This window comes from Aeromonas sp. INTO2 (genome assembly GCF_049860605.1).
Lineage (GTDB): Bacteria > Pseudomonadota > Gammaproteobacteria > Enterobacterales > Aeromonadaceae > Aeromonas > Aeromonas caviae.
In genome coordinates this window covers 1,012,237-1,029,124 of record NZ_CP187588.1, presented here as the reverse complement: position 1 = coordinate 1,029,124, position 16,888 = coordinate 1,012,237, and the positions used below count along the sequence as shown (strand labels likewise).

Annotated in this window: 17 protein-coding genes; 14 read left to right on the top strand and 3 right to left on the bottom strand. The window is 63.5% G+C overall.

The features are described 5' to 3' along the window. The first annotated feature begins 294 nt into the window (after positions 1-294). From ACPW74_RS04905 to trpA, 6 genes are all read left to right on the top strand, one after another. Positions 295-1,929, top strand: a complete 1,635-nt coding sequence (locus ACPW74_RS04905; RefSeq protein WP_104453173.1) for an anthranilate synthase component 1 — start codon at positions 295-297, stop codon at positions 1,927-1,929. Further along, entirely contained in the window at positions 1,922-2,521 is a 600-nt protein-coding gene (locus ACPW74_RS04900; RefSeq protein WP_039039194.1) for an aminodeoxychorismate/anthranilate synthase component II, read from the top strand. The genes ACPW74_RS04905 and ACPW74_RS04900 overlap by 8 nt, the downstream gene beginning before the upstream one ends. 10 nt (positions 2,522-2,531) lie before the next feature. Further along, the gene (gene trpD / locus ACPW74_RS04895) at positions 2,532-3,545 is read left to right on the top strand and encodes an anthranilate phosphoribosyltransferase (protein WP_010673697.1); all 1,014 of its coding nucleotides are present in this window, start codon (positions 2,532-2,534) and stop codon (positions 3,543-3,545) included. After that, on the top strand, positions 3,545-5,050 hold the full coding sequence (gene trpCF / locus ACPW74_RS04890; RefSeq protein WP_102948673.1) for a bifunctional indole-3-glycerol-phosphate synthase TrpC/phosphoribosylanthranilate isomerase TrpF: 1,506 nt from the start codon (positions 3,545-3,547) through the stop codon (positions 5,048-5,050). Before trpD ends, trpCF begins: the two co-directional genes overlap by 1 nt. Before the next feature lie 188 nt (positions 5,051-5,238). Then, a complete protein-coding gene (trpB, locus tag ACPW74_RS04885) occupies positions 5,239-6,432 on the top strand; it encodes a tryptophan synthase subunit beta (RefSeq protein ID WP_041214833.1) in 1,194 nt (397 codons plus the stop codon). Further along, positions 6,429-7,235, top strand: coding sequence for a tryptophan synthase subunit alpha (gene trpA, locus ACPW74_RS04880; RefSeq protein ID WP_102948674.1), 807 nt, complete (start codon positions 6,429-6,431; stop codon positions 7,233-7,235). Before trpB ends, trpA begins: the two co-directional genes overlap by 4 nt. Before the next feature lie 572 nt (positions 7,236-7,807). Here trpA and ACPW74_RS04875 read toward each other — a convergent pair. Further along, a complete protein-coding gene (locus ACPW74_RS04875; protein ID WP_425858610.1) occupies positions 7,808-8,080 on the bottom strand; it encodes a hypothetical protein in 273 nt (90 codons plus the stop codon). A gap of 120 nt (positions 8,081-8,200) precedes the next feature. On the opposite strand from ACPW74_RS04875, the gene ACPW74_RS04870 reads away from it, so the two are divergent. The 3 genes from ACPW74_RS04870 to ACPW74_RS04860 all read left to right on the top strand — a co-directional run bounded on the left by ACPW74_RS04870 (position 8,201) and on the right by ACPW74_RS04860 (position 10,406). Further along, complete coding sequence (locus tag ACPW74_RS04870; RefSeq protein ID WP_158656315.1) at positions 8,201-8,347, top strand: hypothetical protein; 147 nt, start codon at positions 8,201-8,203, stop codon at positions 8,345-8,347. 45 nt (positions 8,348-8,392) lie between these two features. After that, positions 8,393-9,373 carry an IS5-like element IS5 family transposase gene (locus tag ACPW74_RS04865; protein ID WP_026141915.1) on the top strand — a complete coding sequence of 327 codons (981 nt, stop codon included), beginning with the start codon at positions 8,393-8,395 and terminating at the stop codon, positions 9,371-9,373. A 790-nt stretch (positions 9,374-10,163) separates the two neighbouring features. Beyond that, entirely contained in the window at positions 10,164-10,406 is a 243-nt protein-coding gene (locus ACPW74_RS04860; protein ID WP_010673692.1) for a DUF3297 family protein, read from the top strand. Positions 10,407-10,678: 272 nt separating this feature from the next. Here the strand turns inward: ACPW74_RS04860 and ACPW74_RS04855 are convergent, their stop codons facing one another. Further along, entirely contained in the window at positions 10,679-11,113 is a 435-nt protein-coding gene (locus ACPW74_RS04855; protein WP_045524056.1) for a DMT family transporter, read from the bottom strand. 98 nt (positions 11,114-11,211) lie between these two features. Further along, positions 11,212-11,700 carry a DMT family transporter gene (locus ACPW74_RS04850; RefSeq protein ID WP_102948677.1) on the bottom strand — a complete coding sequence of 163 codons (489 nt, stop codon included), beginning with the start codon at positions 11,698-11,700 and terminating at the stop codon, positions 11,212-11,214. Between the two features lie 100 nt (positions 11,701-11,800). On the opposite strand from ACPW74_RS04850, the gene ACPW74_RS04845 reads away from it, so the two are divergent. The 5 genes from ACPW74_RS04845 to tauC all read left to right on the top strand — a co-directional run bounded on the left by ACPW74_RS04845 (position 11,801) and on the right by tauC (position 16,842). Beyond that, a complete protein-coding gene (locus ACPW74_RS04845; RefSeq protein ID WP_102948678.1) occupies positions 11,801-12,694 on the top strand; it encodes a LysR family transcriptional regulator in 894 nt (297 codons plus the stop codon). Between the two features lie 149 nt (positions 12,695-12,843). Further along, entirely contained in the window at positions 12,844-13,947 is a 1,104-nt protein-coding gene (locus ACPW74_RS04840) for an ElyC/SanA/YdcF family protein (protein ID WP_069785308.1), read from the top strand. A 309-nt stretch (positions 13,948-14,256) separates the two neighbouring features. Continuing rightward, complete coding sequence (tauA, locus tag ACPW74_RS04835) at positions 14,257-15,231, top strand: taurine ABC transporter substrate-binding protein (RefSeq protein WP_042014206.1); 975 nt, start codon at positions 14,257-14,259, stop codon at positions 15,229-15,231. Positions 15,232-15,247: 16 nt separating this feature from the next. After that, the gene (gene tauB, locus ACPW74_RS04830) at positions 15,248-16,015 is read left to right on the top strand and encodes a taurine ABC transporter ATP-binding subunit (RefSeq protein ID WP_042014207.1); all 768 of its coding nucleotides are present in this window, start codon (positions 15,248-15,250) and stop codon (positions 16,013-16,015) included. Then, on the top strand, positions 16,012-16,842 hold the full coding sequence (tauC, locus tag ACPW74_RS04825) for a taurine ABC transporter permease TauC (protein WP_102948679.1): 831 nt from the start codon (positions 16,012-16,014) through the stop codon (positions 16,840-16,842). The genes tauB and tauC overlap by 4 nt, the downstream gene beginning before the upstream one ends. The last annotated feature ends 46 nt before the right edge of the window (positions 16,843-16,888 follow it).

The window sequence follows — 16,888 nt, the reverse complement described above, 5'->3', positions numbered from 1 at the left end:
GACTTCCATTCTGACCATCTGGTGGTGGCACACTCCCTGACATGCGGGCGTGTGGTCGTTGCTGTACCTGTAATCTGACAGCAAGTTAAGAACCCAAAGAAAAAGCCCGCTGACCCCAGCGGGCTTTTTTATTATCCGGCAAATGGACCTGTGATGAAACCGACAATTCAGAGAAGCACACTGACATGGCGATGGCGATGGCGAACTCGCTGACGTGACCCGAACCCGACCCATTTTCAAGAGAGACAGCGCCATGACCATCGGTGACACACAACACATGCAAGGGAAGGCATTATGACAGGCAACAAGACCCGTTTGCCCCTGGGCGAATTCGATACCATCCGGCTCAATGCCCCCTATGTGACAGACCCCCTGGCACTCTATACCCGACTCTGCCAGGACAGACCCAACAACCTGCTGCTCGAATCGGTGGAGATCGACTCCAAGGCCGGTACCCAGAGCCTGCTGCTGGTGGATGCCTGCCTGCGCATCGAGTGCCGCGGCCGCGCCGTGCAGGTGCGCCCCCTCGGCGACAACGGCGCCGCCCTGCTGCGCCTGCTGGAGCAGCGCCTGCCCACCGTCATCACCCAGACCCGGGTGGCGGACGAGCTGCACCTCGACTTCCCGGCGTCCGATCGGGAGCTTGACGAAGACAGCCGCCTCAAGGGCAGCAGCGTGCTGGACGTGCTGCGTACCCTGCAGCGGGAGCTGCAATGCCAGCAGGGCAAAGAGGCCCTCTTCATGGCGGGCAGCTTCGCCTACGACCTCATCGCCTCCTTTGAAGACTTGCCCGAGGTGCCAGAGGGGAGCAACGACTGCCCTGACTACTGCTTCTATGTGGCCGAGACCCTGATCACCATCGACCACATCAAGCAGAGCACCCAGTTGGTGGCCTGCCTGTTCGGCGGCGAAGAGGATGAGCAGCTGGACGCGCGCTACGCCCGCCTGACCGCTCGCCTCGAGTCCTTCAAACAGGCCTGTCAGCAGCCGCTGCCTGCGCCACAGGGCACGGCGCCGCTGACCGGCGCCCTGGCCGTCGACAAGGGGGACAAGCAGTTCTGCGCCGAGGTCGAGAAGCTCAAGGGCTTCATCCGCCGTGGTGACATCTTCCAGGTGGTGCCGTCCCGCAGCTTCTCCCTCCCCTGCCCGGATCCCGTCGCCGCCTATCGCCGCCTCAAGCAGACCAACCCCAGCCCCTACATGTTTTACGTGCAGGACGAGGGCTTCACCCTGTTTGGCGCCTCCCCCGAGAGCGCGGTCAAGTTCTGCGCCAACAGCCGCCAGGTGGAGATGTACCCCATCGCCGGCACCCGCCGCCGCGGCCTCAACCCGGACGGCAGCATCAACCTGGATCTGGACGGCCGCATCGAGCTGGAGCTGCGCCAGGACGAGAAAGAGGTGGCCGAGCACCTGATGCTGGTGGATCTGGGCCGCAACGACATTGCCCGCATCTCCGCCCCCGGCACCCGCTACGTCAAGGATCTGCTCAAAGTGGATCGCTACAGCCACGTCATGCACCTGGTCTCCCGGGTGGTGGGCACCCTTCGCGCCGACCTTGACGCCCTGCACGCCTACCAGGCCTGCATGAACATGGGCACCCTGACCGGTGCCCCCAAGCTGCGCGCCAGCGAGCTCATCCGCATGGTGGAAGGCAAGCGTCGTGGCAGCTACGGCGGCGCCGTGGGTTACCTGAACGGCGCAGGGGAAATGGACACCTGCATCGTCATCCGCTCCGCCTTCGTGAAAGAGGGGGTCGCCCATGTCCAGGCCGGCGCCGGGGTGGTCTATGACTCCAAACCCCAGGCCGAGGCAGACGAGACCCGCGCCAAGGCGGCGGCCGTGCTGGCCGCCATCGCTGCCAGCCATGGCACCTCCCTGCAGGCCCTCAGCGCCCAGCAGGAACAACACAAGGACGTGATCCATGACTAACATCTTCCTGCTCGACAACTTCGACTCGTTTACCTACAACCTCGTCGACCAGTTCCGCACCCTGGGCTACCCGGTGCGCATCTACCGCAACAGCCTGCCTGCGAGCCGCATCATGCAGGAGATCGACGCCTGCGAAGGGGACGCCGTGCTGGTGCTCTCCCCGGGGCCGGGCGCCCCCCATGAGGCGGGCTGCCTCATCGACCTCATCAAGCTGGCCCGGGGCCGGGTGCCCATCCTCGGCATCTGTCTCGGTCATCAGGCCCTGTGCGAAGCCTACGGCGGCACCGTCGGGGCGGCGGGGGAAATCGTCCACGGCAAGCGCTCCCTCATCGAGCACAACGGCCATGGCGCCTTCGCGGGGCTGCCGAGCCCCTTGCCGGTGGCCCGCTACCACTCCCTGGTGGCCACCTATGTGCCACAAGAGTTGCAGGTGATTGCCCACTATCAGGGCATGCCCATGGCCATCGAGCAGCGTGACGAGCGGGTGCTGGGCTTCCAGTTCCACCCGGAATCCATCATGACCAGCGAAGGGGCCCGCCTGCTCACCCAGGCCCTCGCCCATGTCACCCGTCCAGAAAGCCACGTGCGGTAAGGAAGAGACCATGCATCAACATCTCAACACCCTCTATCAGGGTCAGTCTCTCACCCGCGACGCCGCCCGCGACGCCTTCGGCCAGGTGGTTCGTGGTGAAGTGGATCCCATCGTGCTCGCGAGCCTTCTGACCGCCCTCAAGATCAAGGGGGAGACCCCGGAGGAGATCGCCGGCGCCGCCGAGGCGCTCTTGGCCGAAGCCCGCGACTTCCCGCGCCCGGACTATGCCTTCTGCGACATCGTCGGCACCGGAGGGGACGGCCTCAACACCATCAACGTCTCCACCACCTCGGCCCTGGTGGCCGCCGCCTGCGGCCTGAAAGTGGCCAAGCACGGCAACCGCTCGGTCTCGAGCAAGTCGGGGTCGAGCGACCTGCTCGATAAGATGGGCATCAAGCTCGACATGAGCCCGGCCCAGGCCCGCCGCTGCCTGGACGAGCTCGGGGTCTGCTTCCTGTTCGCCCCCCAGTACCACGCCGGGGTGCGCCACGCCATGCCGGTGCGCCAGGCCCTCAAGACCCGCACCCTGTTCAACGTGCTGGGGCCGCTCATCAACCCCGCTCGCCCCAGCTTCCAGCTGATGGGGGTCTATGCCCCCGAGCTGGTGCGCCCCATCGCCGAAACCCTGCTGGCACTCGGCCTGAAAACCGGTATGGTGGTGCACGGCGCCGGCCTCGACGAGATTGCCATCCACGGCCCGACCCAGGTGGCGGAGATCCGCGACGGCGAAATTCGCGAGTACTTGCTCACCCCGGCGGACTTTGGCCTCGACACCTACCCGGTCAGCGCCATCCAGGGCGGTGAGCCCGAGGAGAACCGCGCCATCACCGCCGCCATCCTGGAAGGGCGCGGCAGCCCGGCCCACAACGCCGCCATCGCCGCCAACGTGGCGCCGCTCCTGGTGATGGCGGGCGAGGCCCCGGACTTTAGGCAGGCCGCCGCCCGGGTGCTGGCGGTGCTGGCAAGCGGCCAGGCCGCTCTCCTCGCCCGGGATCTCGCCACCCTGAGCCATCAGGAGGCATGATGTCAGCCACCACCACAGCGTGCCCCAGGGGCACTCACCCAGAACGCCCGACGGGCAACAGCCAGCTTCGCAAGGATAACGAGATGTCAGATGTCATTGCTCCCCACGCCTTTCTGAACATGGCCTCCATCAGCCAGACCATTCTCGGCAAGATCGTGGCGGCCAAGCAGGAGTGGGTCGCCGCCCGCAAGGAGAGCCAGCCCCTGGCGAGCTTCCAGGACGCGCTGACCCCAAGCGATCGGGACTTCGAGGGGGACCTGCGCAAAGGCTCCACCCGCTTCATTCTGGAGTGCAAGAAGGCCTCCCCCTCCAAGGGCTTGATCCGCAACGACTTCAGCCCGGAGGCCATCGCCGACATCTATGGCCACTACGCCACCGCCATCTCGGTGCTGACGGACGAGAAGTTCTTCCAGGGGGATTTCGCCTTCCTGCCCCGGGTACGGGGCCGCGTCCAGCAGCCGGTGCTCTGCAAGGACTTCATGATTGACCCCTATCAGGTCTATCTGGCCCGCCACTATCAAGCGGACGCCATCCTCCTGATGCTCTCCGTGCTCACCGACGAGGGGTATCGCGCCCTGTTCAACGTGGCGAAAGAGTTGGGCCTGGGGGTGCTCACCGAGGTGAGCAACGAGGAGGAGCTGACCCGCGCCATCGACCTCGGCGCCCCGGTGATTGGCATCAACAACCGGGATCTGCGGGATTTGAGCGTCGATCTTGCCCGCACCCGGCAACTGGCGGCCAGGATCCCGGGGGATCGGGTGGTGATCAGCGAATCCGGCATCAACCACCGCGCCCAGGTGGCGGCCCTGCGCCACCACGCCAAGGGCTTCCTGGTGGGATCTTCCCTCATGGCGGAGCCGGATCTGGAGGCCGCGGTGCGCAAGCTCGTGCTCGGCCAGAACAAGGTGTGCGGCCTGACCCGTCCCGAGGACGCCGCCGCCGCCCATCAGGCGGGCGCCGTGTTCGGCGGCCTCATCTTTGTGGCGAAAAGCCCGCGCTACGTGGACATTCCCGCCGCCCGCGCCGTGATGGCGGGCGCGCCGCTCTCTTACGTCGGGGTGTTTCGCAATGCCCAGCCCGCCACCATCGCCAAGACGGTGGATGCGCTGGGGCTCGCCGCCGTGCAACTGCACGGGGACGAAGACGCCGCCTATATCGAGACCCTGCGCCCCCTGCTGCCGGCGGGCTGCCAGATCTGGAAGGCCGTCGGAGTCACAAGTGGCGAGCCCCTGCCCACCCTCGACTACCCGGCGGATCGCCTGCTGCTTGATACCAAAGTCGGCAGCCAGAGCGGCGGCACCGGCCAGGCGTTCGACTGGACCCTGCTGGCCGGGCTCGACAAGAGCAAACTGATGCTGGCGGGGGGCCTCAACCCCGACAACGCCCTCGAGGCCGCGCAAGTGGGCTGCCTCGGCCTTGATTTCAACTCCGGGGTGGAGAGTGCCCCGGGCAGGAAGGATGCTCACAAGCTGGCGGCTGCCTTTGGGGCCCTGCGCCAACTGTGAGCGCCTCCGTGACTCATTCAACGAATTAATGAACTGCGTTTGCCCATAAGCACAAGGAATAATGTATGACCCTGCTCAATCCGTTTTTCGGTGAATTTCGTCGATGACATGTATGTGCCCCAGCCATACGCCTCAGCCCGCCAAGGCTCATACCTGATCTCAATTGCAGAATGTAAAGGAAGATAACCATGACCCTGCTCAATCCGTTTTTTGGTGAATTTGGCGGTATGTATGTGCCCCAGATCCTCATCCCCGCCCTGCTCCAGCTGGAGAAGGCTTTTGTCGATGCCAAGGATGATCCGGCTTTCGTCGCCGAGTTTCAGGCGCTCCTGACCGAGTACGCCGGTCGCCCGACACCGCTCACCCTCACCCGCAATTTGACCAAGGGCACCAAGACCCGCCTCTACCTCAAGCGTGAAGATCTGCTGCACGGCGGCGCCCACAAGACCAACCAGGTACTGGGCCAGGCCCTGCTTGCCAAGCGCATGGGCAAGCACGAGATCATCGCCGAGACCGGCGCCGGTCAGCACGGTGTGGCGACGGCGCTGGCCTGCGCCCTGCTCGGCCTCAAGTGCCGTGTCTACATGGGGGCCAAGGATTGCGAGCGCCAGAAGCCGAATGTGTTTCGTATGAAGCTGATGGGTGCCACCGTGATCCCGGTGCACTCCGGCTCCAGCACCCTGAAAGATGCCTGCAACGAGGCGCTGCGGGACTGGGCTGCCAACTATGAAACCGCCCACTACCTGCTCGGCACCGCCGCTGGCCCCCACCCCTTCCCCACTATCGTGCGGGAGTTCCAGAAGATGATCGGGGAAGAGGCCAAGGCCCAGTGCTTCGAAAAAGAAGAGCGCCTGCCGGATGCGGTGATCGCCTGCGTCGGCGGCGGCTCGAATGCCATCGGCATGTTCGCGGACTTTATCGATGAGCCTTCCGTTCGCCTTATCGGGGTCGAGCCGGGTGGTCACGGCATCGAGAGTGGCGAGCACGGTGCGCCGCTGGGTCACGGCAGCAAGGGGGTCTTCTTTGGCATGCACTCCTTCCTGATGCAGGACAACCAGGGCCAGATCCAGGAGTCCTACTCCGTCTCGGCGGGGCTGGACTTCCCCTCCGTCGGCCCCCAGCACGCCCACCTGGCCGCCATCGGCCGCGCCGAGTACCCCTCGGTGACCGACAAGGAGGCGCTGGACGCCTTTCAGGAGCTGGCCAAATCCGAAGGCATCATACCGGCGCTGGAGTCCTCCCACGCCCTGGCTCATGCCCTCAAGATGGCCCGCAGTGAACCGGAAAAAGAGCAGGTGCTCATCGTCAACCTCTCCGGCCGTGGCGACAAAGACATCTTCACCGTTGCCGACATCTTTGAAAAAGAAGGAACCTTGTCATGAACCGTTACGCACAACTCTTCTCCCGTCTGGACGAAGCCAATCAGGGCGCCTTTGTGCCATTCGTGATGCTGGGTGACCCCACCCCCGAATTGTCCCTGGCCATCGTCGATGCCCTGGTCGAAGGGGGCGCCGACGCCCTCGAACTCGGCATTCCCTTCTCCGATCCGGTGGCAGACGGCCCCACCATTCAGGGCGCAGCCCTGCGTGCCTTTGCCAGCCACACCACCCCGGACGACTGCTTCGGCCTGCTCGCCCGCATCCGCGCCAAGTACCCGGAACTGCCCATTGGCCTCCTGGTCTACGCGAACCTGGTCTATGTGCGCCACATCGACGGCTTCTACGAGAAGTGCCAGCAGGCAGGGGTGGACTCGGTGCTGGTGGCGGACGTGCCGGTGCAGATGTGCGAACCCTACAAGGCGGCCGCCGACAAGTTCGGCATCGACAGCATCTTTATCGCCCCGCCCAACGGCGATGCCGAGACGCTCAAGGCTGTTGCCGAGCTCGGCTCCGGTTACACCTATCTGGTGAGCCGCGCCGGCGTGACCGGTGCCGAGACCAAGGCCGGTATGCCGGTGGAGGGTCTCATCAACACCCTGCGCGAGTTCAATGCCCCCCCCGCCCTGCTCGGCTTTGGCATCAGCGAACCGGCTCAGGTGCGTGAGGCCATCGCCGCTGGCGCCGCCGGTGCCATTTCAGGCTCCGCCGTGGTGAAGATCATCGAGACCCACCACCAGAACCCGGAACATATGCTCACTCGTCTGAAAGAGTTTGTGGAAGGGATGAAGGCCGCGACCAATCGATAAGGGGCGGCATTGGTCAAATGCCATTGACCATGTCTGAGAAAAGGGAGCCTGATAGGCTCCCTTTTGTTATCCGGCGTCAGCGATTCGCTTCTCTGTAGGTCTGATTAGCGAAGCGTAATCAGACGTTCGCGACGTTGATGTGATGGCGCGGCTTCGCCACGCAGGACGCGAGGGCTCTGCCCTCGACGGGGTTTCGCCCGCCCTTCGGGCTGGGGCGAGTGACTTTGGAAAGACCCAAAGTCACCAAAGGTCTTCTCCCCCGCTTATTCGCCCGACTGAAGTCGGGTACCTTCGGCTCACCCTATTGTCCAACGGCACGCGCCGATGGGCCGTCCATGGCCCAGCGCCGCTCGCTCGGCATCCTGCCTCGCGGCCTGGACAAGAGGGCTTGCCTCAGCGAATAAGAGGGGGATCAAAACCGCGCCAGCCCTAAGCTCCCGCCTAACCGCAAGCAAGCCCCCTCTCCCTCCGGGAGAGGGTTGGGGTGAGGGGATTTCCCACTATTCTGCTCACCCAACAGCCAACTAGAACGACAGTTGCTCACTAATTGGTTGAACCAGCTCAGATTTCTATCAACCACCCCTTCCCATGCCTCGATCAGAGCCATTAAGATAGCCAAACGGCAATCCATCTCTCGGGAAACGCCATGGAAGCGATTGTTGACATAGCGCAGGTGACGAACAGCGAATTGGGAGCTGAAACTCAGGGGCGGTAGCGTATCCGTCGCTTTCAATATCCAACTCTCTATCTGTGTTTTTTACAATTGAAACAGAGGAAGATAAGCGAATACTTTCAGGCATCAGAGGCAGACTGGTAATACCATGATTATATTTTAATTTTTTCATGGTGACGATCAGCGCAGAACAGCGTTATATGAAAAGCCTTAATCATCATTTAGTTCCGCCTTCCATCTAATCACCGTTACCCCTGAAAACTCACTACAGGCCCAATAAAGGAAACTTGAAATGGCAGATGAAAAAGAAATAGCAGGAAAGGCTAAAGGAAAACCACGAAATGTGAAAAATATCATTCCGGTTGGGGATCAAGAAATTGCTGTCTATGCAACCCCGAAGGTTTCTAAAGCTCTAGGGAAGGTGCGAACAAGTCCCTGATATGAGATCATGTTTGTCATCTGGAGCCATGGAACAGGGTTCATCATGAGTCATCAACTTACCTTCGCCGACAGTGAATTCAGCAGTAAGCGCCGTCAGACCAGAAAAGAGATTTTCTTGTCCCGCATGGAGCAGATTCTGCCATGGCAAAACATGGTGGAAGTCATCGAGCCGTTTTACCCCAAGGCTGGTAATGGCCGGCGACCTTATCCGCTGGAAACCATGCTACGCATTCACTGCATGCAGCATTGGTACAACCTGAGCGATGGCGCGATGGAAGATGCTCTGTACGAAATCGCCTCCATGCGTCTGTTTGCCCGGTTATCCCTGGATAGCGCCTTGCCGGACCGCACCACCATCATGAACTTCCGCCACCTGCTGGAGCAGCATCAACTGGCCCGCCAATTGTTCAAGACCATCAATCGCTGGCTGGCCGAAGCAGGCGTCATGATGACTCAAGGCACCTTGGTCGATGCCACCATCATTGAGGCACCCAGCTCGACCAAGAACAAAGAGCAGCAACGCGATCCGCAGATGCATCAGACCAAGAAAGGCAATCAGTGGCACTTTGGCATGAAGGCCCACATTGGTGTCGATGCCAAGAGTGGCCTGACCCACAGCCTAGTCACCACCGCGGCCAACGAGCATGACCTCAATCAGCTGGGTAATCTGCTGCATGGAGAGGAGCAATTTGTCTCAGCCGATGCCGGCTACCAAGGGGCGCCACAGCGCGAGGAGCTGGCCGAGGTGGATGTGGACTGGCTGATCGCCGAGCGCCCCGGCAAGGTAAGAACCTTGAAACAGCATCCACGCAAGAACAAAACGGCCATCAACATCGAATACATGAAAGCCAGCATCCGGGCCAAGGTGGAGCACCCATTTCGCATCATCAAGCGACAGTTCGGCTTCGTGAAAGCCAGATACAAGGGGTTGCTGAAAAACGATAACCAACTGGCGATGTTATTCACGCTGGCCAACCTGTTTCGGGCGGACCAAATGATACGTCAGTGGGAGAGATCTCACTAAAAACTGGGAATAACGCCTTAAATGGCGAAGAAACGGTCTAAATAGGCTGATTCAAGGCATTTACGGGAGAAAAGATCGGCTCAAACTGAAAAAATGAAATGACTGAGTCAGCCGAGAAGAATTTCCCCGCTTATTCGCACCTTCCTTAGGCTCTCACGAGTTATTTGTACCGTTCCGAGATAATAAAAACCTTGTCGGCGGGCTTGCTTCAACCGTTTACTCCAATGTCCAAAGAATAGAGCTCAATCTATTAAAAGCGGCTAGAGATGTAGAGGCGGCAGTTAAATTAGGCATAGGAAATAAAGCTTCAATATTTATATTAATGCCCGGTGACGAAGTCGAGAGCTTAAATAATGAGCAAGTGATCTCAATTGAGAATGCACTTGATAAATTTAATTGGCATATGAATAAACAGGGTATTTCAGTTGGTGGACATACATCTATTAGTGGCTTAGCGGACGAAATATGCTCATGGGCTAATGTGGCATAGACATAACACAACATTTAAGAGTGACTCCCAATACTTTGCATTTTTCATTCAATTGTTGAGCTTCATACTGATCAATAGAAAAATAGGCCCGCCACCTTATTGAACAAGCCTCTGCCCAAGGCAGAGGAGTACGGCGGCGTGAGTGACTATGGTGGGCATATCGTAAAGCTCCAACTGAAAACGTTGGCCTACCTTATCCCCGCTCGGTGAAGTGAAGGTGAAGTTGCGGGTCGCCAGCCTTGAGCCCACGGCAGGCATTGCCTACAATGACCCACTTTTTATCACTCTCAGGTCTATAAAATGAGCGACAACAAACCTGCACTGCCCGACCGTCTGGCGGCCAACCCGCGCAGCCCGCACCATGTGGCGGAGTGCTTCGAGCACGAGATCGGCATTCGCGTGAACGGCAAGGAGCGCACCAATGTCGAGGAGTACTGCATCAGCGAAGGTTGGGTGAAGATCCCCTCCCCCAAGGCCAAGGATCGCTACGGCAACCCCATGCTGATCACCGTCAAGGGCACCGTCGAGGCTTTCTACGCCTAAGCGGCCCTGACCGCGCGCCCCGCCGGGCCCGCCGCCATGCTGTTCAGAACACCGGCCTTGCGCCGGTGTTCTGCTGTTAAGGGCGGCCCAGGGTGACAGGCACCTCTCTTTCTTTGCTCTCTGTTGCCTTCCTGTTTCTTCCTTTCCCTCCCTTGCTTTCGCCTTTTCCTTTTCATCTGGGCCCTGATCCGGCAGGCGAGCCGCCTTTGGCATCCAGGCAGGGCGACGCTCTTGTCATCCCTGCCGGTTTACCCAGGCCATCACCGCCCCACTCACCCTCGGGAGCGCGACTTACCGCCCTGCCAGCGTTGCAGCGCAGCCCCCGCCAGCACCAGCAGGATGCCGAGCAGATCGCTCGCGGCCAGCCGTCCGGCCAGGGCATCGAGCAGGGCGCCCCCCGCCAGCTGGCCCGTGACGATGAGCAGGGCGCAGGCCAGGGCACCGATCCGGCCGATGGCCCAACTGCTGATGGCGACAAACAGCGCCCCCAGCACCCCGCCGAGCAGCAGCCAGGGATCGAGCCCGGCGAGCCGCTCCCAGGGTGCCCCTTTGAGGATGAGCAGGGCGCCGAGCAGCCCGAAGCCGAGCAGGTGGTTGGCAAGGGACGCCGTCATGGCGCCCCGGGCGCTGGCGAGGCGGCCGTTGAGGGTGCGCGACAGGCTCACCGCCACGCCGTTCAGCAGTCCCAACAGGATCAGAAGGGTCATGGTGTTTCTCCTAGCCGAGCACGATAAACAGGGCGCTGGCCATCACCAGCAAGGCGGTGAGCAGTCCCATCAGGATCAATAAGGTCATGGTGTCTCTCCTAATGCAGCACGATAAGCAGGGCGCCGGCCATCACCAGCAGGGTGGCGAGCGCGTCCTTTCCCGAGGGGCGGCGGCGAGCCAGTCCGAGCCAGCCGAGGCCATCGCACAGGGCACCAAACAGCAGCTGGCCGAGCAGCAGCAGGGCCAGGGTGCCCGCCATGCCCAGGGGCGAGTTGAGGCACAGGGCTGCCAGCACCACGGTGAGCGCCCCCGGCAGACCGCCGAGCCAGGCCCAGGGCGGGGCAGCCTCCGGCGTCGGGGGCCTTGGGGAGAGCCACCACAGGAGCCCGGCCACCAGGGTGCCGACCCCGTGGGCCAGCCAGCTCGCGAGCCAGGGGTCGGTGGCGCGGGACAGGGCGCCGTTCTGGGCGATCATCAGCGCCAGCAGCAGGCCGGCGGCGAAGGCGGCCAGGGCACCCAGGGTCTGGCCAAGTGTCTGGCCGAGGGCGGGGCGGCCGGGGCCGCCGTCAACAAGCGGGGGGATCATGGGGTTGCTCCTTGGTTGAACTGACGAGCAGGGTAAATTGTTTTTGATTTGGGGATAATCTACCCTCCTGGAACAACATTGTTTCCATATCGAGAACAACATGAACCAGGACGCCTTCGCCCTGCTCCCGGCCTTCGTCGCCGTGGTGGAGTCGGGCACCTTCTCCGGCGCCGCCCGTCAGCTCGGCCTCAGCAAGTCGGTGCTGAGCAAGAAGGTGAGCCAGCTCGAGCAGGCCCTCGGCTGCCAGCTCCTCTATCGCACCACCCGCTCCCTCACCCTCACCGAGGCGGGGGAGCGCGACTTCGAGACGGTGCGCCATGCAGTGCGCCTGGCCAGCGACGGGGAAGATGCCATCGGCGCCCTGCAATCGGCCCCCCGCGGCCTGCTGCGGGTGACGGTGCCCATGGTCTATGGCCGGCGCCACATCGCCCCCCTTGTCCCCGAGTTTCTCGCCCTTCACCCCGAGGTGCAGTTGCAGCTGGAGATGAGCGACGCCCGGCAGGATCTGGTGGCCGAGGGGTTCGACGTGGCGGTGCGCATCGGCGAGCTGGAGGATTCGAGCCTGGTCGCCCGCCGCCTCGCCCCCTGTCTCAGCACCCTGTGCGCCGCCCCCGCCTACCTGGCGCAGGCCGGCACGCCCCGCACCCCGGCGGATCTCGAGCGCCACAACTGCCTCTTCTACTCCCTGTTTCGCGGCGGCACCCAGTGGCGGCTGCACGGGCCCGAAGGAGAGGTGGCCATCACCCCCAGGGGCAATTTCGAGGTCAACAACAGCGATGCCATCCACACCGCGCTGCTGGCGGGGCTTGGCATCGGCAACATGCCGGACTTCATCGTGGCGCGGGATCTCGCCATCGGGCGGCTGGTGCCCGTCCTGCCAGACCATGCCCTGCCCGAGCACGGCATCTGGTGCGTCTATCCCAAGCGCCGCCACCTGCCCGCCAAGGTGGAGGCCTGGCTGGCCTTCCTGCAGGAGCGTCTGGGGCTGCGCTGAGGGGGGCATCGGGATAACCGGAACGGTTCACGTTTTTTTCATCGGGAAGGGAGTAGAGTAAGCAGCAAACCAAGCATCTGTTTTTATTGGAAAAGCATTCAGGGGACGAGCCACGGCATCGCGCCCCGCACCCCAGAGGGAGCCCCATGATGAAGAAAACCGCGATTGCCCTGACCCTCACCAGCCTGCTGACGCTGCCGCTCTTTGTCTCATCCGATGCCTGGGCCGCCCCGGTGCGCTCCCTGCAAAAGGAGCAGAATTACGAGCAGTTCATCAGCAAGCGCCAGGTGGTGGATCAGCTGCTGGCAGACGCCGCCCGCATCTTCCACTCCCCCGCCCGGGTCTCCGATGCGGGCTTCACCGCCAAGATGCCGAGCAACATGGAGCAGGTGACCACCCTGCTGCTGGAGGCCCACCAGCTCGAGCCCTATCGCACCGATCTGCTCATCTCGGCGGCCAACGCCCAGATCTACAACGGCAACGTGGACAGGGCCATCGCCCTGTTCGAGCAGGCCCTCACCGCCGCCCCGGACGATCTGGACATCAACACCTATCTGGCCACCTGGCAGCGCTTCAAGGGCAACCAGGCCAAATCCGATGGCTACCTCAAGCGGGTCGGCGAGCTCAATGCCGGTCGCGCCGCCGACTTGCAGCGGCTGTTCGCCACCGTGGACAGAGTGGTCGCCACCCCCCTCAAGGAGCGTCAGGGACGGGGCGAGAAGAAGGGGCGCCGCGCCATCGTCACCCTAGGCTATGCCCTCAATCCCGATGGCTCCATGCACGACATCCTGCTGGGACGCCTCGAGACCACCCGCGCCCTGGCCCAGGCCGATCCGGCGGCCCTCGTCATCCTCACCGGCGGAGTGCCCCAGAACCGCCAGACCGAGGGCAAGCTGATGGCGGACTGGCTGGCGAAAAAGGGCATCGACCGCTCCCGTATCATCGAGGAGAACTACGCCACCAGCACGGTGGAGAACGCCCTCTACAGCGGCTATGCCCTCGCCCGCCACGAGATTGAGTTCGCCACCCTGGTGAGCTCGGCGAGCCATGTGCGCCGGGGCCAGACCCTGCTGGAAATCGCCTGTTGGCAGAGCGGCCCGGCGAACATCCGCATCGACAGCGTCGCCTACCCGGACAAGCCCCTCTCGGCCCTGGCCAAGGCAAGCCCGGAGGAGCTGCTTGGCATCTACCGGGACGCCCTGCGCACCTATGGCCTGTGGAGCTACCGCTCGGCCCCGCTGGTGGAGCGCTGATCCCCCGGCCCCGCCACCCTGGCGGGGCCTTTTCCTCTCTTCCCCCTGCCAGTCACTGCCCTCCCTGTTGGCCAGCCCCTGCACGCACCTGCCGGCCCCTGGGGGCTGGCCCTTGGCCCCTTGCGCCAGCCACCCGATAGACGGCGGGTGAGCAAGCTATCCACTTTCTGGCATATCTCAATCAGATCATTGATTTACCGTTCTTTTTCTAAGAACCAAACGGCATGAGAGCACCCTTCTCGTTCCTTCGCCCCCGGGGATGTTCAGATAAAGATGTGGCTTCCAACACCCCCAACAAGGAAGTGCATCATGACAGCAAAAGGCATCTCTCTGTGGCTCGCAGCCTCCATGCTGCTCGGCCAGTCCGCCCAGGCTCTCGACGTCACCGTGGCCTACCAGACCTCCGCCGAACCCGCCAAGGTGGCCCAGGCCGACAACAGCTTCGCTAGGGAGAGCGGCGCCACCGTGGATTGGCGCAAGTTTGACAGCGGCGCCAGCGTGGTACGGGCGCTCGCCTCCGGCGACGTGCAGATAGGCAACATCGGCTCCAGCCCCCTGGCGGTGGCGGCGAGCCAGAATCTGCCCATCGAGGTGTTCCTGCTCGCCTCCAAGCTCGGGGAGTCCGAGGCCCTGGTGGTGAAGCAGGGGCTCGCAAAACCCGAGGATCTCGCGGGCAAGCGCATCGCCGTGCCCTATACCTCCACCACTCACTACAGCCTGCTGGCGGCCCTCAAGCACTGGAACGTCGACCCCGCGACGCTGCAGATCGTCAACCTGCAACCACCGGCCATCATCGCCGCCTGGCAGCGGGGCGACATCGACGGCGCCTATGTCTGGGCCCCCGCCCTCAACCAGCTCACCAAGGAGGGCAAGGTGCTGACCGACTCCGCCCAGGTGGGTGACTGGGGAGCCCCAACCCTGGACGTCTGGGTAGTGCGCAAGGACTTTGCCAAGGCCCACCCCGAAGTGGTGCAGGCCTTCGTGAACAGCACCCTGGCCGCCCAGCGCGACTACCTGGCCAACCCTGACGGCTGGCTCACCAAGCCGGACAACCTCGCCAAGCTGGCCAAGCTGAGCGGCGTTCCCGAGGCGGACGTTCCCGCTCTGGTGAAGGGCAACACCTACCTCGATGCGAAGGCCCAGAGCGCCGAGCTCGGGCGCCTCGTCAACCAGACCATCATCGACACCGCCCGCTTCCTCGAGAGCCAGGGCAAGGTCGCGAACGCCGCCTCGGACTACCGCCAGTTCGTGACCGATCGCTTCGTGAAAGCCGTGGCCCAGTAAATCCAAGGAGACGACCATGCTGCAGCTCTCTCATGTGTCCGCCGAGTACGCCGGCAGGCGGGTGCTCGACAACATCAACCTCTCCCTGTCCGAGGGGGAGCTGATGGTGGTGCTGGGGCCCTCGGGCTCGGGCAAGACGACCCTCCTCAACCTGGTGGCGGGCTTCGAGCCTTGCCACCACGGCCAGATAAGCCTTGAGGGCAAGCCGGTCACCGGCCCCGGCGCCGAGCGCGGCGTGGTGTTCCAGAGCGAGGGGCTGCTGCCCTGGCGCAACGTGCGAGACAACGTGGCCCTCGGCCTGCAGCTGGCGGGCGTGCCCAGTGCCGAGCGCACCGAACAGGCCCAGGCACTGCTGCGTCAGGTGGGGCTGGAGGGGGCCGGCGATCGCGCCATCTGGCAGCTCTCCGGCGGCCAACGCCAGCGGGTCGGCATCGCCCGGGCCCTCGCCACCCAGCCCCGCCTGCTCCTGCTGGACGAGCCCTTCGGCGCCCTGGACGCCTTCACCCGGGAGCAGATGCAGACTCTGCTGCTGCGCCTGTGGCACGAGCACCGGCGTCAGGTGCTGCTCATCACCCACGATATCGAGGAGGCCATCTTCATGGCCACCGATCTGGTGCTGCTCTCCCCCTCCCCCGGGCGGGTGACGGAGCGGCTGACCCTGGATTTCGGTCGCCGCTTCGCCGCCGGGGAGCCCTGCCGCAGTATCAAGTCCGATCCGGCCTTCATCGAGCGCCGTGAATACGTGCTGGAACGGGTGTTCGCAGAGCGGGAGGCCTTCGCATGACCCTCGCCCTCGCCCGGCAACGGGATCTCACCCACGCACGGGCAGCGGGCTGGCCCCTGTCCCGCCGTCTGACCCTGAGCCTCGCCACCCTGCTCGTGCTGCTGGCCCTGTGGTGGCTGGTGGCCCACTTCGGCTGGGTCGATCCCCTGTTCCTGCCGCCCCCACAGCGGGTGCTGGCACAGCTCATCACCATCGCAGGCCCAACGGGCTTTATGGATGCCACCCTGTGGCAACACCTGGGGGCCAGCCTGGGGCGCATCCTGGTGGCGCTCGCTGCCGCGGCGTTCTTTGGCATCACGGTGGGCATCGCCATGGGGCTCTCCCCCACGGTGCGCGGCGTGCTGGATCCCCTCATCGAGCTCTACCGCCCGGTGCCGCCGCTCGCCTACCTGCCACTCATGGTGATCTGGTTTGGCATCGGTGAAACATCGAAGGTGCTGCTCATCTATCTGGCCATCTTCGCGCCCGTGGCCCTGGCGACCCTGGCGGGGGTGCAGAGCGCCAATGCGGTGCGAGTGCGGGCAGCCCAGGCGCTGGGCGCATCCCGGTCCCAGGTGCTCTGGCACGTGATCCTGCCAGGGGCCCTGCCGGACATCCTGACCGGGCTGCGCATCGGGCTCGGGGTGGGCTGGTCCACCCTGGTGGCGGCCGAGCTTATCGCCGCCACCCGGGGGGTGGGCTTCATGGTGCAATCCGCCGGCGAGTTTCTCGCCACCGACGTGGTGCTGGCGGGCATCCTGGTGATCGCCCTGATCGCCTTCGTACTGGAACTGGGCCTGCGCGCCTTGCAGCGCAGGCTCACCCCCTGGCATGGAGAAGGACAATGAGCCACAGGCTGACCTCTTTCCTTCGCCCCCCTTTCCTATTGGTATC

Excerpts from the sequence above, each read along its gene's own strand:
- ACPW74_RS04905 (WP_104453173.1), top strand. The coding sequence starts at position 295 with ATGACAGGCAACAAGACCCGTTTGCCCCTGGGCGAATTCGATACCATC.
- ACPW74_RS04900 (WP_039039194.1), top strand. The coding sequence starts at position 1,922 with ATGACTAACATCTTCCTGCTCGACAACTTCGACTCGTTTACCTACAAC.
- trpD (WP_010673697.1), top strand. The coding sequence starts at position 2,532 with ATGCATCAACATCTCAACACCCTCTATCAGGGTCAGTCTCTCACCCGC.
- trpCF (WP_102948673.1), top strand. The coding sequence starts at position 3,545 with ATGTCAGCCACCACCACAGCGTGCCCCAGGGGCACTCACCCAGAACGC.
- trpB (WP_041214833.1), top strand. The coding sequence starts at position 5,239 with ATGACCCTGCTCAATCCGTTTTTTGGTGAATTTGGCGGTATGTATGTG.
- trpA (WP_102948674.1), top strand. The coding sequence starts at position 6,429 with ATGAACCGTTACGCACAACTCTTCTCCCGTCTGGACGAAGCCAATCAG.
- ACPW74_RS04875 (WP_425858610.1), bottom strand. The coding sequence starts at position 8,080 with ATGAAAAAATTAAAATATAATCATGGTATTACCAGTCTGCCTCTGATG.
- ACPW74_RS04870 (WP_158656315.1), top strand. The coding sequence starts at position 8,201 with ATGGCAGATGAAAAAGAAATAGCAGGAAAGGCTAAAGGAAAACCACGA.
- ACPW74_RS04865 (WP_026141915.1), top strand. The coding sequence starts at position 8,393 with ATGAGTCATCAACTTACCTTCGCCGACAGTGAATTCAGCAGTAAGCGC.
- ACPW74_RS04860 (WP_010673692.1), top strand. The coding sequence starts at position 10,164 with ATGAGCGACAACAAACCTGCACTGCCCGACCGTCTGGCGGCCAACCCG.
- ACPW74_RS04855 (WP_045524056.1), bottom strand. The coding sequence starts at position 11,113 with ATGACCCTTCTGATCCTGTTGGGACTGCTGAACGGCGTGGCGGTGAGC.
- ACPW74_RS04850 (WP_102948677.1), bottom strand. The coding sequence starts at position 11,700 with ATGATCCCCCCGCTTGTTGACGGCGGCCCCGGCCGCCCCGCCCTCGGC.
- ACPW74_RS04845 (WP_102948678.1), top strand. The coding sequence starts at position 11,801 with ATGAACCAGGACGCCTTCGCCCTGCTCCCGGCCTTCGTCGCCGTGGTG.
- ACPW74_RS04840 (WP_069785308.1), top strand. The coding sequence starts at position 12,844 with ATGAAGAAAACCGCGATTGCCCTGACCCTCACCAGCCTGCTGACGCTG.
- tauA (WP_042014206.1), top strand. The coding sequence starts at position 14,257 with ATGACAGCAAAAGGCATCTCTCTGTGGCTCGCAGCCTCCATGCTGCTC.
- tauB (WP_042014207.1), top strand. The coding sequence starts at position 15,248 with ATGCTGCAGCTCTCTCATGTGTCCGCCGAGTACGCCGGCAGGCGGGTG.
- tauC (WP_102948679.1), top strand. The coding sequence starts at position 16,012 with ATGACCCTCGCCCTCGCCCGGCAACGGGATCTCACCCACGCACGGGCA.